The sequence below is a fragment of the Shewanella sp. BF02_Schw genome (genome assembly GCF_014596695.2).
GTDB lineage: Bacteria > Pseudomonadota > Gammaproteobacteria > Enterobacterales > Shewanellaceae > Shewanella.
Window position 1 is genome coordinate 104225 of record NZ_JABKAW020000001.1, and the last position, 16714, is coordinate 120938.

General features: G+C 42.4%; 15 protein-coding genes and 7 tRNA genes. 19 read left to right on the forward strand and 3 right to left on the reverse strand.

Going from position 1 to position 16714, the window contains the following annotated elements:
- Positions 1-215 precede the first annotated feature (215 nt).
- From HNW13_RS00590 to HNW13_RS00640, 11 genes are all read left to right on the forward strand, one after another.
- The gene (locus HNW13_RS00590) at positions 216-1439 is read left to right on the forward strand and encodes an FAD-dependent monooxygenase (protein ID WP_192114330.1); all 1224 of its coding nucleotides are present in this window, start codon (positions 216-218) and stop codon (positions 1437-1439) included.
- A 218-nt stretch (positions 1440-1657) separates the two neighbouring features.
- Positions 1658-2245: an aminoacyl-tRNA hydrolase gene (pth, locus tag HNW13_RS00595; RefSeq protein WP_101088711.1), complete on the forward strand. Its 588-nt coding sequence runs from the start codon at positions 1658-1660 to the stop codon at positions 2243-2245.
- A gap of 77 nt (positions 2246-2322) precedes the next feature.
- Positions 2323-3414, forward strand: coding sequence for a redox-regulated ATPase YchF (gene ychF / locus HNW13_RS00600; RefSeq protein ID WP_101088712.1), 1092 nt, complete (start codon positions 2323-2325; stop codon positions 3412-3414).
- A 213-nt stretch (positions 3415-3627) separates the two neighbouring features.
- A tRNA-Met gene (locus tag HNW13_RS00605) sits at positions 3628-3704 on the forward strand.
- Between the two features lie 45 nt (positions 3705-3749).
- Positions 3750-3834, forward strand: a tRNA-Leu gene (locus HNW13_RS00610).
- Between the two features lie 45 nt (positions 3835-3879).
- Positions 3880-3954: transfer RNA gene (locus tag HNW13_RS00615), tRNA-Gln, on the forward strand.
- Positions 3955-3977: 23 nt separating this feature from the next.
- Positions 3978-4052, forward strand: a tRNA-Gln gene (locus tag HNW13_RS00620).
- A 5-nt stretch (positions 4053-4057) separates the two neighbouring features.
- Positions 4058-4134 (forward strand) — tRNA-Met (locus tag HNW13_RS00625).
- A 93-nt stretch (positions 4135-4227) separates the two neighbouring features.
- Positions 4228-4312, forward strand: a tRNA-Leu gene (locus HNW13_RS00630).
- Between the two features lie 48 nt (positions 4313-4360).
- Positions 4361-4435: transfer RNA gene (locus tag HNW13_RS00635), tRNA-Gln, on the forward strand.
- 285 nt (positions 4436-4720) lie between these two features.
- Positions 4721-5746 carry a patatin family protein gene (locus HNW13_RS00640; protein ID WP_192114331.1) on the forward strand — a complete coding sequence of 342 codons (1026 nt, stop codon included), beginning with the start codon at positions 4721-4723 and terminating at the stop codon, positions 5744-5746.
- Positions 5747-6012: 266 nt separating this feature from the next.
- Here the strand turns inward: HNW13_RS00640 and HNW13_RS00645 are convergent, their stop codons facing one another.
- From HNW13_RS00645 to lolB, 3 genes are all read right to left on the reverse strand, one after another.
- On the reverse strand, positions 6013-6960 hold the full coding sequence (locus HNW13_RS00645; protein WP_011636202.1) for a ribose-phosphate pyrophosphokinase: 948 nt from the start codon (positions 6958-6960) through the stop codon (positions 6013-6015).
- A 90-nt stretch (positions 6961-7050) separates the two neighbouring features.
- Positions 7051-7923 (reverse strand): 4-(cytidine 5'-diphospho)-2-C-methyl-D-erythritol kinase, encoded by an 873-nt coding sequence (gene ispE / locus HNW13_RS00650; protein ID WP_101088714.1) that lies wholly within the window; start codon positions 7921-7923, stop codon positions 7051-7053.
- Between the two features lie 47 nt (positions 7924-7970).
- Complete coding sequence (gene lolB / locus HNW13_RS00655) at positions 7971-8582, reverse strand: lipoprotein insertase outer membrane protein LolB (protein WP_162023774.1); 612 nt, start codon at positions 8580-8582, stop codon at positions 7971-7973.
- 237 nt (positions 8583-8819) lie between these two features.
- Between lolB and hemA the strand changes: the two genes are divergently transcribed.
- From hemA to HNW13_RS00695, 8 genes are all read left to right on the forward strand, one after another.
- Positions 8820-10070 carry a glutamyl-tRNA reductase gene (gene hemA / locus HNW13_RS00660; RefSeq protein ID WP_182744293.1) on the forward strand — a complete coding sequence of 417 codons (1251 nt, stop codon included), beginning with the start codon at positions 8820-8822 and terminating at the stop codon, positions 10068-10070.
- Between the two features lie 14 nt (positions 10071-10084).
- On the forward strand, positions 10085-11170 hold the full coding sequence (gene prfA, locus HNW13_RS00665) for a peptide chain release factor 1 (RefSeq protein ID WP_101088717.1): 1086 nt from the start codon (positions 10085-10087) through the stop codon (positions 11168-11170).
- 9 nt (positions 11171-11179) lie between these two features.
- Complete coding sequence (prmC, locus tag HNW13_RS00670) at positions 11180-12034, forward strand: peptide chain release factor N(5)-glutamine methyltransferase (protein WP_059744790.1); 855 nt, start codon at positions 11180-11182, stop codon at positions 12032-12034.
- A gap of 124 nt (positions 12035-12158) precedes the next feature.
- Positions 12159-12554, forward strand: a complete 396-nt coding sequence (locus HNW13_RS00675; protein WP_011636208.1) for a SirB2 family protein — start codon at positions 12159-12161, stop codon at positions 12552-12554.
- 10 nt (positions 12555-12564) lie between these two features.
- On the forward strand, positions 12565-13353 hold the full coding sequence (locus HNW13_RS00680; protein ID WP_101088718.1) for a tetratricopeptide repeat protein: 789 nt from the start codon (positions 12565-12567) through the stop codon (positions 13351-13353).
- Between the two features lie 193 nt (positions 13354-13546).
- A complete protein-coding gene (locus HNW13_RS00685; protein ID WP_101088719.1) occupies positions 13547-14794 on the forward strand; it encodes a DUF819 family protein in 1248 nt (415 codons plus the stop codon).
- Positions 14795-14811: 17 nt separating this feature from the next.
- Entirely contained in the window at positions 14812-15663 is an 852-nt protein-coding gene (gene kdsA / locus HNW13_RS00690) for a 3-deoxy-8-phosphooctulonate synthase (protein WP_011636211.1), read from the forward strand.
- 169 nt (positions 15664-15832) lie between these two features.
- A complete protein-coding gene (locus HNW13_RS00695; protein WP_101088720.1) occupies positions 15833-16705 on the forward strand; it encodes a DMT family transporter in 873 nt (290 codons plus the stop codon).
- Positions 16706-16714: the final 9 nt, after the last annotated feature.

Genomic DNA, 16714 nt, shown 5'->3' on the forward strand with positions numbered 1-16714 from the left:
TGATTACGTAAAGTGGATCAATTAATCAGACAGTCACAGCATATAAAATCGTTTATTGATTGGTTTTTGTTCATTGTAAGCAAGTGTAGGAAAAAGCCGTTATAGCAACATTTGGTCATGCTTTAGCTCTTATAGACATATTTATACATATATTGACCTCTATTCACTGTCATATTAAACAGAAACTCATCTCACTATTTATGGATGCCAACACAATGCAAGATGCTTCATGCACATCAACGAACACCACTGGTCACACTAATCATTATGATGTTGTCGTTGTTGGCGGCGGAATGGTCGGTGCAGCAGCAGCGATTGGATTAGGTCAGTTAGGGCTCAGTGTTGCAGTGATTGAATCTCGCCAACCGCAACCTTATGAACCAGAGCAGCCTCTAGATGTACGAGTTTCGGCAATTAGTGTGGCATCTGAGCAATTGTTAGCGCGACTTGGTGTTATGGATGAGCTGCTAACCATGCGTCATGTGCCATATACTGGTTTAGAAACATGGGAACTTGATGGCTGCCTTACTGCATTTAGCGCCGAACAAGTTGGCCAGCCGCACTTAGGCTATTTTTTTGAAAACCGTTTAATTCAATTAAGCCTATGGCAACAAATTCATCAAATGGACAACATCACCTTACTGTGTCCAGCTAAAGTGATGCAGTTTTCGCGTTTAAGAGATGGTCATCAAGTCGGTGTTTTGCTGGATAATGGCGATATGCTTACTACAACATTACTTGTTGGTGCCGATGGGGCTAACTCGCAAGTGCGCCAATGGGCTGGTATTGGGGTGACAGGTTGGGATTATGCCCAATCGGCAATGTTAATCAATATAAGTACTCAAACTCCTCAGCAATCAATTACCTGGCAGCAATTTACTCCAGCAGGGCCTAGAAGCTTACTGCCGCTGCCTGGAAATAATGCTTCGTTAGTGTGGTATGACGATGCCAATCGAATTAAACAGTTATCTCAACTGAATGATCTACAACTTGCCGAACAAATCAGACTGCATTTCCCATCGAGATTAGACCCTGATTTTACTGTTGAAAATCGCGGTAGTTTTCCATTAACTCGGCGCCATGCACAACAATATTATCAAGATAATCTGGTTATTATTGGCGATGCAGCTCACACGATTAATCCATTAGCTGGTCAAGGCGTTAATATTGGTTTTAAAGATGTCGATGTGCTGGTGGCTCAAATTGCTAATGCTATTGGTAATGGTAAAACATGGTGGCATGCGAGTGTATTAAAGCATTATCAGCAAGCGCGATATTATGATAATCAATTGATGATGACTGCAATGGATGCTTTTTACGCTGGTTTTAGTAACAATTTATTGCCATTAAAATTACTGCGTAATGGCGCGTTAAAACTGGCCAATATCGACTCACCGCTAAAACGTAAAGTATTGAAGTACGCGCTTGGGCTGAATTAAACTATCGGTTGGCGATATGTGCCATTTGTTAGCTAGGCTTACTACGCAACAAACATGACTTCTGTAAAGAGTCGTCAACCGTAAAGCATGAGTGGCTTTGAATGATTACATTATGAGTGAAATTGGTATAAAATGCCGCGTTTTGCATCATGTGTATTTTGATGTACCCCATGAAGGCATTTAGCAGCATTGTTTGCTATTAAACTGACTAGGTTGTGATGAGTAACATTAAATTGATTGTCGGGTTGGCAAATCCGGGTGCTGAATACGCACAAACTCGCCATAATGCTGGTGCATGGTACGTGCAAGAATTAGCGCGTATATGTAATGTCCCTTTGGTTGCAGAGAGTAAATATTTTGGTGTCACAGCCCGTGCAACGTTGCATGGCAGGGATGTTCGTTTACTGATCCCGACAACTTATATGAACTTAAGTGGTAAGTCGGTTGCAGCGTTAGCCAATTTTTTCCGCATTTTGCCCGAGGAAATCTTAGTCGCCCATGATGAGCTGGATATGGATCCTGGTGTGGCTAAATTCAAGTTGGGCGGTGGCCATGGTGGTCATAATGGTTTAAAAGACATTATTGCCAGTTTAGGTAACGACAAAAACTTTCATCGTTTGCGCATTGGCATTGGCCATCCAGGCGATAAAAATAAAGTCAGCGGCTACGTACTTGGCAGGGCACCAACGATAGAGCAAGAGCGAATAAACGCCGCGATTGATGAAGCGGTTCGTTCAACCGAGATTTTATTTAACCAAGACATGGCGAAAGCCATGCATAGATTACATTCGTTCAAAGCAGAATAAGCCAAGCGAGTTTTGTTTTAACACCCTTTCGACATCATTATCCAATGGGATAACTCTACATATATAAAGGTAAGCATATGGGTTTTAAATGCGGCATTGTTGGTCTGCCAAACGTGGGTAAGTCAACGTTGTTTAATGCGTTAACACAAGCGGGTATTGAAGCGGCAAACTTTCCGTTTTGCACTATTGAGCCAAACACGGGTGTGGTACCGGTACCAGATGCACGTCTTGATGCGTTAGCTGCTATTGTTAAACCTCAACGTATTTTACCTACTTCTATGGAGTTCGTTGATATCGCTGGTCTAGTCGCTGGTGCATCGAAAGGTGAAGGCTTAGGTAACAAGTTTTTAGCTAACATTCGTGAAACTGATGCAATTGGTCATGTAGTACGCTGTTTTGAAGATCCGAACATTGTTCACGTAGCGAATAAAATTGACCCAGCTGGCGATATTGAAGTCATTAATACAGAGCTAGCTCTAGCAGACTTAGACGCATGTGAGCGCGCTATTTTTCGTCAAGCTAAACGTGCTAAAGGCGGCGACGGTGATGCAAAATTTGAAGTCGCTGTACTTGAAAAAATGCGTCCATTGTTAAATGAAGGCCAAATGTTGCGTTCGTTGGAATTAACTAAAGAAGAGTTAGCAGCCGTTGCTTACCTTAACTTCTTAACGATTAAACCAACAATGTACATTGCTAACGTTGCCGATGATGGTTTCGAAAACAACCCTCATTTAGATGTTGTTCGTGCTATTGCCGCTACAGAAAATGCTATCGTTGTGCCTGTATGTGCCGCTATTGAATCTGAATTAGCAGAAATGGAAGCAGATGACCGCGCAGAGTTTATGGCTGACCTTGGTTTAGAAGAGTCTGGCTTAGACCGCGTAATTCGTGCAGGTTACGAATTACTGAATCTGCAAACGTACTTTACTGCAGGTGTAAAAGAAGTTCGCGCATGGACAGTACCTGTTGGTGCTTCTGCCCCACAAGCTGCTGGCGTAATCCATACCGACTTTGAACGTGGCTTTATTCGTGCACAGGTTATGGCATATCAAGATTTTATTACCTACAAAGGTGAAGCTGGCGCCAAAGATGCGGGTAAATTACGTGTTGAAGGTAAAACATACATCGTTAAAGATGGCGATGTAATGCATTTCTTATTTAACGTATAAGTGTCACTTACGTTAATTAGAAATTAAAATGGGCCGTAAAGGTGTTTAAGGTGTGTTAATTGGGTTTATTTTGTCGATTCGGCATTCAGTTTGGTGAAGTTATAGCCGAACAAGTCGAATTGATGAAAATAGCGAAAAAAACCAGTTGACCTAGATAACCTGAATAAGCATAATACGCCCCGTTCCTCACCAAGAGGGATAGCAAGAAATAGTGGCAATATAGCTCAGCTGGTTAGAGCACAGCACTCATAATGCTGGGGTCGCAGGTTCAAGTCCCGCTATTGCTACCATCTATTTCTTACCCATCTGCTCAAGATGTTAAACTAGAGTGTTGTGCGGGAGTGGTGGAATTGGTAGACACGCCAGATTTAGGTTCTGGTGCCGCAAGGTGTGAGAGTTCAAGTCTCTCCTTCCGTACCATTTGTTAGAAATATTGGCTTAAGCGAATGTTTCAAAAAGTTTGATTGGGATATCGCCAAGCGGTAAGGCACTGGGTTTTGATCTCAGCATTCCAAGGTTCGAATCCTTGTATCCCAGCCATTTATAAAGTTAGACAAGATTATTGGGATATCGCCAAGCGGTAAGGCACTGGGTTTTGATCTCAGCATTCCAAGGTTCGAATCCTTGTATCCCAGCCATCTTTGGCAATGTAGCTCAGCTGGTTAGAGCACAGCACTCATAATGCTGGGGTCGCAGGTTCAAGTCCCGCCATTGCTACCATATTTACTGGGTAGAGTGAGTTGTACTTACGCTAGCTGGTAAAGCAAAGTTTACTCTGAAATAAAAAGAGTATACTCTAAGTTAAAATTTGATGCGGGAATGGTGGAATTGGTAGACACGCCAGATTTAGGTTCTGGTGCCGCGAGGTGTGAGAGTTCAAGTCTCTCTTTCCGTACCATCAAATTTTAGTCACAATTGTTTTTCATATCTGTTTAAAAAATACTATTGGGATATCGCCAAGCGGTAAGGCACTGGGTTTTGATCTCAGCATTCCAAGGTTCGAATCCTTGTATCCCAGCCAAATTCTAAAAAGCCCGTCTTATAGACGGGCTTTTTGCTGCGTTTTTTTAGCAAAATGTTTTGAGCATATTGAAGCCTGTTGATGTTAATACTGCTCAAAGAAAATCACCCCTTAGCCTTATCCCATCTGCTATCAAGTTACTCTGAATAAGCAGATAATTAATACAATCGGTATTGTTTACCAATAGTATTTTCCTATCAACGCGATTGATTCTATCGGTTATCTATTTTACTTACTGTTGTTTAGACTTGTCTTATGCAGTGAATATTTTTAGAAAGGCTTACCATGAACGTCCTAACACCAACACCATTAACGAACCCTTATGAAGCATCACAACCCAAGATGGCACTGATTGCTGAAGGTGGTGGTCAGCGAGGGATATTCACTGCTGGTGTTTTAGATGCGTGGTTAGATAATGATTTTGATCCCTTTGATTTATTCATAGGCACATCTGCTGGTTCACAAAATCTCACGAGTTATTTATCTCGCCAAAAAGGCTATGCCAAGCGATTAATCCGTGGGTTATCACGACATAAGCGATTTTACCAACTGGGCCGAGGGTTAGTTGGCGGAAATGTTGTCGATTTGGACTGGTACTTTGATAAAACGACTCAAGGTAGTTTTGCCTTAGACTTTACCGCAGCAGCAAAATCTTTGGGACAACGCGAGTTACTGATCACCGCAACTAATTCACGCGACCGACAAGGTTATTTCTTACGCCCAAATGGTGATAATGACCACTGGCGCGAATTACTTAAAGCCTCAAGTGCATTACCCTTTCTATATAAACAGGGGGTTAAACTTGCGCCCTGGTTAACCGCCAGTGCAGCTAATCAAGTTCAGACCGACGATGATTACCCTCAAGCGGACTTTTATCTTGATGGTGGACTGGCTGCGCCGTTACCGGTTCGTGAAGCATATCGCCGTGGTGCGAGAAAAATAGTGGTAATTCGTACTGTTAATGAAGATTTTCATGCACAGTCTGCTTGGGTGCATAAATTAAAATCATGGATTTGTGTGTCAGGTTATTGTCCTAAAACCATAGATTACTTGGTTCAGCATGAACATGCTTACGAACAAGAGCTCGCGTTTATCGCCAATCCACCAGATGATGTCGAGATCATTCAAATTTTTGCTGATGATGATCTGCAAAGCAAATTGTTGGGTAGCACAGATATGGGCTTACGCCATGATTATCAAACCGGTATCACTGCGGGCAATACTTTTTTACACACTCAAAAGGCATTCTATTCTGCACATTCTCAGCATCCGCTAGAGTCGAATGCAGTCATGCAAAGCATGACTGCATAGATGAGTCTGGTTTTTGGGTTTGGAAGCGGACGATGAGATGATGCTATTGATTCAATCAATAAATGCACTTATGAGTTGAATGCTTGAAGGTTGTAGAATGATTTGACGGTTAATGTTAGACATCTGCCATTCAATAATGACGAACATCTGGTAATGGTGGTTCGGCTTATTTCTCAAGTAACTTATATAAAGTATTTTTGCGAGGTTTAACCAAACAAAAACGCACTCGTAAGAGTGCGTTTAGTTGTTTCACTCACTAAAGGTGATTAGTGGCGGAACATCGCAGAGATTGACTCTTCGTTGCTAACGCGACGAATCGCTTCAGCTAATACTGCAGACATCGTTAGCTGGGTCACTTTAGCCACTTTCAGCATTTCAGGGCTTAATGGCACCGTGTCTGTCACGATAACTTCATCGATAACAGAATTAGCAATATTTTCAGCAGCATTGCCTGAGAATACCGGATGAGTAGCATAAGCGAACACGCGGTTAGCGCCATGTTCTTTTAATGCTTCAGCAGCTTTACATAAGGTGCCACCCGTGTCGATCATGTCATCAACGATGATGCAATCACGGCCTTGAACATCACCAATAATATGCATTACTTGGGCAACGTTAGCTTGTGGACGACGCTTATCGATAATCGCAAGGTCAGAATCATCTAATAGCTTGGCAACTGCACGAGCACGAACTACACCGCCAATATCAGGAGACACAACAACAGGATTTTCTAATTTCTTTGCCAACATGTCTTCAAGTAACACAGGGCTACCGAACACGTTATCAACAGGGACATCAAAGAAACCTTGAATTTGCTCAGCATGTAAGTCACAAGTCAATACGCGGTCAACACCCACGCTTGACAAGAAATCTGCAACAACTTTTGCGGTAATGGGTACACGTGCACTGCGTACACGGCGGTCTTGACGAGCATAACCAAAGTACGGAATAACGGCAGTAATACGACCCGCTGATGCACGACGTAGCGCGTCAACCATTACAATAAGCTCCATGAGATTATCGTTAGTTGGTGCGCAAGTAGATTGGATGATGAACACATCCGCACCACGTACATTCTCGTTTATTTGAACACTGATTTCACCGTCGCTGAAACGGCCTACAACTGCGTCGCCAAGTTTGCAAAATAAACGGTCGGCTATCTTGGCGGCTAGATTTGGGGTAGCGTTACCAGCAAAGAGCTTGATGTCGGGCACTTTATGAACCTCAGGTGTTTGCTTTACGATTAAAGGCTAGATCAATTTTACGTGTTGTCACTCAAAACTGACCCAGAAGAAATAATGTTGTTAGAGCTGCTCAAGTCGTATTTGTAATGGCGACTTGTTCATCCCTTTTGCGACAAAACCTCGCATATCAGCCGGTAATTTGGCTAAAGCGTCAAGGGCTTGTTGCGAATGTGTAAATTCCCCGAACACGCATGCACCTGTTCCGGTCATTCTCGACGGCGCATATTCTACCAGCCAGCTTAAGGCATTGGCAACTTGAGGGTGCTTAGTTGTGACCAGTTTCTGACAATCATTGCTCCATTGTTGAGTCATTAAACTACTCATATCCAATTTTGGTGTGTTACGTGGCAAATCAGGGTGTTGAAAAACATCCTGGGTTGACACATGTACATCAGGGACAATAACTAAATACCATGACTCGGGTGGTTGTACTGTGATTAACTTCTCACCTACACCTTCGGCAAACGCAGATAAACCATTAATAAAAACAGGGACATCCGCACCAAGCGTTAAGCCAATTTCAGCCAGTTTACTGGGTGAAACATTGGTTTTCCATAAGGCATTTAGCGCCACTAATGTAGTTGCCGCATCAGATGAACCGCCGCCTAAACCACCACCCATAGGTAATAATTTTTCTAACCAAATATGCGCACCGCCTTGATATTGGGCGTAACGCTTAAGTGATTTTGCGGCCTTAAGAATTAAGTTATCGCTGTTAGCGACAGAATCGGACATCGTAGAATGGAGAATTAAATCTGGTGTGTCTGTGATATGAAAATCAAGGTAGTCACAATGGTCAATAAATTGAAATAGTGTTTGTAATTCGTGATAGCCATCGGCTCGTTGGCCAGTTACATGTAAAAATAAATTCAGTTTTGCAGGAGCAGGCCAACTTTTGGATACCGCTGATTTGCGTGATTTCGTCGATGTCATGTTTTTGTTCACTACCTTGTTGATTAGCCAGCACTGAATATTTAACGTTATTTAGTTTTGGCTGCTACCGCTGTCCATTGATTAGTTTGAATTTTTATTTGTACATTCTCACGCTCAACCTTCAACAACCTAGGCACAAGCGCGCCGCTTTGTTGTTGCCAACCGAGAAAACTGACTACCCAATTGGCTTCAGAGTCGTGACTGATTAATTGTTTAATTGTGCCATCAGGATTATAGCTGACAATTTTATCATTGCTGCCAATTTGGCCGGTAATCCATAAAGGAAGGCTATCAAGCGGGATTGACCATCCGCTAATACCTGTCAGTAAATCTTGTGCATTACTGTCACGATAGGTTTTGCCGTCAACTTCAAGTGTCGCCATACCTTGATTTGTCTTAAGGGTTAATACTGTAGTGCCTAATACCGTTGTTAGGCGTAAATCATTTGCTTTAGGTTGATGTAGCCAATACAAATTGGTGCTGAATTTGTCTTGCGATGTCTTGACGGCAATTTTGCCTTGAAGTTCCCATGCTTTGGCTTGAGCTGCGTTGGTCACATCGATAGGGGTGAAATCATCAGATGGAGTGACACTACAACCGGCTAAGACAAGCAACACGGTAATGAGAGCAGTATGAAATAAAGATGCAGATAAACGCAATGGATTGCCTAGCGGTTGCTTAAGATGATCTTATGATACTGGGCTTAAGCCATTATGTAAAAATGCTTTTGCCAAAATTAATGTGATATTAATGTAATGGTTTGCACAATAGATATGTGATCAATAAATAAAAATTTAGACATTTATTCGGTTTTGTTAAGCCAATTGTGTTTTTAGTTGGTCCAATTCAGTAGAATAGCCTAATTAACGTCACCGAAAAGAACTTGATACCGTCTAATGAGCCTAGTAATAATCGGGATAAACCATAAAACCGCCACGGTAGATTTGCGTGAAAAAGTCGCTTTCTCTCCAGACCGCATTCATGATGCCATGAAAAGCTTGGCCAGTCGCACCCGCACGGGTGAGGCTGTTATTGTGTCTACCTGTAACCGAACTGAGCTATATTGCAATAATGCTGAAAAGGAAGACATTATTGAATGGTTAGAAGATTATCATGGTTTAGATCATAGCGATTTAATGCCGTGTATCTACGCCTATGAAGAACAAGTTGCTGTCAAACATTTAATGCGGGTAGCGTCAGGTTTAGATTCTCTGGTGCTAGGCGAACCGCAAATTTTGGGACAGGTCAAACAAGCGTTTGTGAAAGCCAAAGAAGCAGGCACTATTGCATTAACCATCGATCGTTTATTTCAAAATACTTTCTCAGTGGCTAAAAAAGTGCGTACTGACACTGAAATCGGTGCCGCCGCGGTTTCTGTTGCCTTTGCCGCTGTCAGCATGGCCAAACATATTTTCTCATCGTTGAGCACCACTAAGGTGTTACTCATTGGTGCTGGAGAAACCATTGAATTAGTCGCTAAGCACCTTAAAGATAATGGTGTTGCTTCTATGGTGGTGGCAAATCGCACGATTGAACGTGCTCAAGCCATGTGTGAAGAGTTTAATGCGACCGCAATTACCTTAGAACAAATACCAGACTTTCTCGCTAAAGCCGATATCGTGATATCCTCTACCGCCAGCCCTTTGCCTATTTTAGGTAAAGGTATGGTCGAAAAAGCGCTAAAACAGCGTCGTCACCAACCTATGTTGTTGGTGGATATTGCAGTTCCAAGAGATATTGAAGCAGAAGTCGGAGAGTTAGACGACGCATTCCTTTATACTGTAGACGATCTGCATAGCATAATTGAACAGAACATGGCTTCACGTAAAGAAGCCGCCGAGCAAGCAGAATTAATTACTGAAGATCAATCACACTTATTTATGGAGTGGATTAGGTCTTTAGAGTCAGTCGACAGTATTCGCGAATATCGCAGCCAGAGCTTGGCTATTAAAGATGAATTAGTTGAACGTGCCTTGAATAAATTATCTCAAGGCAGTGATAGTGAACAAGTGATACTTGAGTTAGCTAACAGGCTGACCAATCGTTTGATACATTCACCTACACAAGCGCTCACTTCAGCAAGCCGCCAAGGTGATTTGAATACGTTAGGCCAATTAAGAACTGCGCTTGGTTTAGATAAAAACTAAGGTTAGCGAGCTAAATGAAAGAATCCGTTATCCGCAAGCTTGAAGGCTTGCTCGAACGTAATGAAGAAGTATTAGCGTTACTCAGTGATGCTACCGTGATTTCGGATCAAGACCGTTTTCGTGGATTATCAAAAGAATATTCTCAACTTGAAGATGTTGTGAGTAGCTTTAAGGCATTTCAACAAGCTCAAAAAGATTTCGACTACGCCAAAGAGATGCTTGAAGAAGACGATCTTGAAATGCGCGAAATGGCGCAAGATGAGTATAAGCAGTCAAAGCAAGTGCTAGAAAAGCTTGAAGATGAATTACAAGTTTTACTATTGCCAACAGACCCTAACGATGACACCAACGCGTTTCTTGAAATTCGCGCCGGTGCTGGTGGTGATGAAGCGGCTATTTTTGCTGGCGACTTATATCGTATGTATTCACGTTACTGTGAAGCCAACCGTTGGCAAATGGAAGTGATGAATGTCAACGAAGGCGAGCATGGCGGCTTTAAAGAAATCATTGTTAAAATCAGTGGTGACGGTGCTTACGGCAAATTAAAGTTTGAGTCAGGCGGACATCGCGTTCAACGTGTGCCTGAAACCGAATCTCAAGGCCGTGTGCATACTTCTGCTTGTACTGTTGTGGTATTGCATGAAGTACCAGAGGCTGAAGCGATTTCGATTAATGCAGCAGACTTAAAAGTGGATACATTCCGCGCCTCTGGTGCGGGTGGTCAGCACGTTAACAAAACCGATTCTGCTATTCGTATTACCCATATTCCATCGGGCATTATTGTTGAGTGTCAGGATCAGCGTTCACAACATAAAAACCGTGCCCAAGCGATGAGTGTATTGGCAGCGCGTATTCAAGCGGTTGAAGATGAAAAAAGACGTAGCGCTGAAGAAACAACCCGCCGTAGTTTAGTGGCCAGTGGTGATCGTTCTGAACGTATTAGAACGTACAATTACCCACAAGGTCGCGTAAGTGATCATCGTATCAACTTAACGCTATATCGCTTGAATGAAGTCATGGAAGGCGATTTAAATGTCTTGCTTGAACCTATCATGCTAGAACATCAAGCAGACATGCTTGCAGCGTTAGCTGACGATTAAGGAGTGCTCTTGACTCAGTCTTCGTATTCAACAATTGCTGAAGCCCTGCAATGGGCTTATTCACAATTAGCTGCAACCTCTGAATCTGCACATGTGGATGCAGAGGCATTGCTATTGCATTGTATGAATAAAAATCGCAGTTTTTTATACACTTGGCCTGAGCGGCAGCTGACCAGTGAGCAATTTAAAGCTTATAGTCAGATGATTACTAAGCGTCAAAGTGGTACTCCGGTTGCGCATATTATTGGTGAGCGAGAGTTTTGGTCATTACCCTTCATTGTCAACGACTCCACCCTTATTCCACGACCTGATACTGAAATTTTAGTAGAGACTGCACTGAACTTATCTGTGCGTCACAATGCCAAAGTATTGGATTTAGGTACCGGAACGGGGGCCATTGCATTGGCTCTAGCGTCTGAGCGGCCAAAATGGCGAATTACTGCCATTGATAATGTGCCTGAGGCTGTCGAGCTTGCTAAAGCTAATCGCGGTAATCTTAATTTAACCGAAGTCGAAATTATCCAGTCGGACTGGTTTTCAGCGGTAGAGCAGCGCGATTTTGATTTAATTGTGTCTAATCCTCCTTACATTGATGAAGCCGATGAGCATCTTCATTTAGGCGATGTTCGCTTTGAACCGCAAAGTGCACTCACCGCAGGCAATGAAGGTTATGCTGATTTGTATTACATTGCAGAGCAAGCACGGGCTCATTTACTTCCCGGTGGTTACTTATTGCTTGAGCATGGCTATGAGCAGGCAATCAAAGTTCGTGAAAAACTGATTGAGCTGGGTTATCAAAATGTCGCCACAGTGCGAGACTTTGGCAGCAATGATCGATGTACGCTAGGACAATGGGCTGATTGATAATCCTGTCTTACTCGGCGTTTCCCTTCTAAGTAAATAACACTCATCGTGATATTGGTATGTGGCTGGTTGATAGAGTAGACTAGCCACCTTTTATTTTGACCTTTTTAATGAGACTTAATTAATGGAAACATTTTACAGTTTATATCCAGCGGTAAAGCATACTCACATGATGCTAGTTGCCATGAGTGTGATCTTTTTTATCGTGCGTTTTGTTTTGCATTTACGTCAGTCTCCTATTATGGAAAAAAAGTTTGTTAAAGTGGCGCCACATGTTATTGATACCTTTTTATTACTATCAGGCTTCACTCTTTGCTTTATGATCAAACAATATCCTTTTGTTGATCCATGGATGACAGAAAAAATCATCTGTGTTGCGGCATACATTGCTTTAGGCATCATGGCACTTAAATCTAACCGTAATAAACTGTTTAAGTTTTTTGCTTTTATCGGTGCAATAGGTTGGGTAGTGTTAGCGGCCAAACTGGCTCATTTTAAACAAGTCGTATTCATGGGTTAATTGGTTTTTAATGGCAAAATATCATCTTGATGATGCAGTTTCGATACCTGAAACTGCATTTGAACTCTCTGAACATCTTGGCTTTTCAACCTCTAAACCTGCTATGTGGGCATGGTATGAAATGGCTGGTTCGGTATTGAGTCACTATGTTGTTGACCAACAAGCACGGCTTGAAGGTCTGTTTAAGTGGTTTTACAATGATTTAGGCTTTTGTGCTCGCGATGACTATTTTAGTGTTGAGGCGGCAGATTTAAGCTATTGCGTGTTAAAGCGTCAAGGTAACAGCACCACGTTATCAATATTACTCATTTTATTGGCTAAGCAACTCGACTTAACACTCGAGGCGGTTTTATTACCCGGTAATACGGTATTAAAAAGCCAAGTGAATGATGTTATTAGATATCATGATCCGCTTACAGGTGAAGAGCTTAGCCGTCATCAGTTGCATGCATTTGTACGCGGTGAATTGGGTAATGCGGCTAAATTAAAGCCGAGTCATCTAAAAACAGCTACGCTAAAACGATTAATTAGCCGCATGTTACATGAGCTAAAAGCGGGTTGTATTGTCAGTCATAAATTTGAACAGGCAATGGAATGCTGTAATTTATTATTACAATGGCATCCAGATGATGTACATCTTAATCGCGAGCGAGCGTTTATTGCGCAGCAATTAGGTTGCATTAAAGTGGCCATGTCTGATTTACAACACTTCATTGATTTGAGTCCGCATGATCCGGTGATTGAGCTGGTTAAGATTCAATTAAAGGAACTCAGTCAACATATGCAGGTTTATCATTAATGATGTGATATTACCTGCCGAACAGGCTGCTTTGGGTTAACTCAAAGTGGCTTTAGTTCGCAAGTCGGGCGCCAGCAAGCTCAGTTTTAAAAGCTCTGCTGCGAAATCATGCGATTTTAATCACCATTGATTTTCGCAATAACAATCACAATAACAACAAAAAATATAATGTATTTGTAAGGGAGAACACTGCATGACAACGTCAGCAATGGTGAGCAATGATGCCACCGCACTGGGTATACTCGCCGTTATTTTAGGTTTTGTTTTTTACACTAGTTCATCTACCCATCCGTTTTGGCAAAAATTCTATAAATACATCCCAGCATTACTACTGTGCTATTTCTTACCTTCATTACTAAACACTTTTGGCGTGATTGATGGTCATGCGTCACAACTGTATTTTGTTGCTTCGCGGTATTTATTGCCTGCGTGTTTAGTGTTATTGATTTTAAGTGTCGATTTAAAAGCCATTCTTAGTTTAGGCCCTAAAGCGGTGATAATGTTTTTAACCGGCACGCTGGGTATTGTTATTGGCGGACCGATTGCGCTATTAAGCGTATCAATGATAGATCCATCACTACTAGGTGGTAATGGTCCAGATGCCGTATGGCGCGGCATGACAACCTTAGCGGGAAGTTGGATTGGTGGTGGTGCAAACCAAGCCGCGATGAAAGAGATTTATTCGGTCGGTGGTGAGATATTCTCGGTAATGGTTACGGTAGATGTCATCGTGGCCAATATCTGGATGGCAGTACTGCTGTTTATGGCATCAAAAGCTAAAGAGATTGATGCCAGAACGGGTGCAGACACCACCGCAATTGAAGCACTAAAAGAGAAAGTAGAAAAGTACCACGCCGAGAATTCACGTATTCCATCACTTCGCGACATCATGTTAATTGTGGCTGTTGGGTTTGGGGTGACAGGTTTTGCCCATTTTGCGGCAGATTTCTTGGGGCCATTCTTTGAAGCCAACTATCCGTGGACCGAAGATTACAGTTTAACCTCTAAATTCTTCTGGTTAGTGGTAATTGTGACTACTATTGGCTTAGGACTTTCATTTAGCCCTGTGCGTCATCTTGAAGCCTCTGGCGCATCTAAAATCGCCTCGGCATTTTTATACATTCTCGTTGCAACCATAGGTTTGCATATGGATGTGTCTAAAGTCATGGATACGCCGATTTATTTCTTAATCGGTATCGTGTGGATGTTAGTGCATGCAGGATTAATGTTATTGGTTGCTAAACTCATTAAAGCGCCATTGTTTTATATGGCAGTGGGCAGCCAGGCAAACGTGGGCGGAGCAGCATCGGCGCCTGTGGTGGCTGCTGCATTCCATCCAGCATTAGCACCTGTAGGGGTGTTGTTGGCAGTATTCGGTTATGCATTAGGTACTTACATGGCATGGCTATGTGGTCAGTTATTACAAATTGTTGCAGCGTAATGCGCTAAGAGGATCAAATGGATCAAAAAATTATTCAGTTATCTAATAACGTTCAAGTCGCTAACGATAAGCCGTTCGTGTTATTTGGTGGTATGAATGTGCTTGAGTCGCGCGATTTAGCGATGTCGATTGCCGAGCATTATGTGGAAGTGACCCAAAAGCTTGGCATTCCATATGTGTTTAAAGCGTCTTTTGATAAAGCCAATCGTTCATCGGTTAACTCATACCGTGGCCCTGGTATGGAAGAAGGTTTACGTATTTTTGAAGAAATAAAATCAACCTTTAACGTACCGATGATAACCGATGTGCATGAAATTCATCAGTGTGCGCCAGTTGCAGAAGTTGTCGATATTATTCAGTTGCCTGCATTTTTAGCACGCCAAACTGATCTTGTAGTGGCAATGGCGAAAACCGGTGCAGTGATCAATGTGAAAAAACCGCAGTTTCTAGCGCCACACGAAATGCGTCACATCATTACCAAGTTTAACGAAGCCGGTAATGACAATATTATTTTATGTGAACGTGGCAGTAGTTTTGGTTACAACAACCTCGTTGTAGACATGCTAGGCATGGACGAAATGAAACAAACCGGTTATCCGGTAATATTTGATGCCACTCATGCACTACAACGCCCTGGTGGACGAGCAGATTCTGCTGGTGGACGTCGTGCACAAGCAACCGAGCTTGCTCGTAGTGGTATGGCATTAGGTTTAGCGGGTCTATTTATCGAAGCCCATCCCGATCCTGATAATGCAAAATGCGATGGCCCATGTGCGCTACCACTGCATTTATTAGAGAAATACCTAACGCAGATGAAAGCGGTTGATGAATTGGTTAAATCTTTTGAGTTTATTGATACCAGCAAGTAAGCCATCAATGACATTGAATGACTGAAACAGCGGTAAGTTGATTTTTAATCAATTAGGCATTTAATCAGTGTCTTTTAATGGTCGTAAACAGTAATCTAATTGCCCTTGTATAAGCCCTGACTTTTTACCAAGTTTCAGGGCTTTTTTATGTAATGAGCAATAGTTAATTATGTGGATCATGTTTACCTTCCTCGCTGCGTTTATGCAGGCGTGGCGCAATGCATTTCAAAGCAAACTCAGTAAAGAAGTCAGTGTTGCAGGTGTTACCTTGGCTCGATTCATTTGGGCCGGCCCCATTGCTGCGTGTTATCTGTATGGTTTACATCAATATCAACCTAGTGCATTACCTGAATTTACGAGGACATTTTGGGGCTTTGTGATTGGTGCATCATCGATGCAAATTCTAGCAACAGGCTTGATGGTTAAACTGTTTAAAATGCAAAACTTTGCCATTGGTGCCGGGCTGGCTAAAAGTGAAGCATTAGTCGCTGCAATACTTGGGGTGCTATTTTTCGGCACTCAATTATCTCTATTAGGCTGGATAGGCGTTGTTATTGGCGGCTTAGCAATAATGTTGTTAAGCAGCAAACAAGGTTTTAAACAGCTCTCAGTTAAAACAGTCTTGTTAGGGCTTGCGTGTGGCAGTGCTTTTGCGTTGACTTCCCTATGGGTGCGCGAAGCAAGTTTAACCCTACAAGGGCCGTTTACGCATCGTGCTGCATGGGTATTACTGTGGGTTATTGGCTTACAAACCATCGTGCTAATAGGCTATTTGCTGGCAAAAGATAAATCGACTTTAGCGGCGTTATGGCAACGACCCACATTAACCTTATCAATTAGTATCACCAGTTGTATCGGTTCAATTGGTTGGTTCAGTGCAATGTCGTTGCAGGCTGTGCCTTATGTTAAAACACTCGGCCAGATTGAGGTGTTTTTTACCTTGATGATCGCTGTTTTTTGGCTTAAAGATAAAGTTAAAATTAACGATGTAGCGGGTTTGATTTTAATCGCGATAGCAGCTGTTTTGGTAATGTGGAGCTAAATCCAGTAG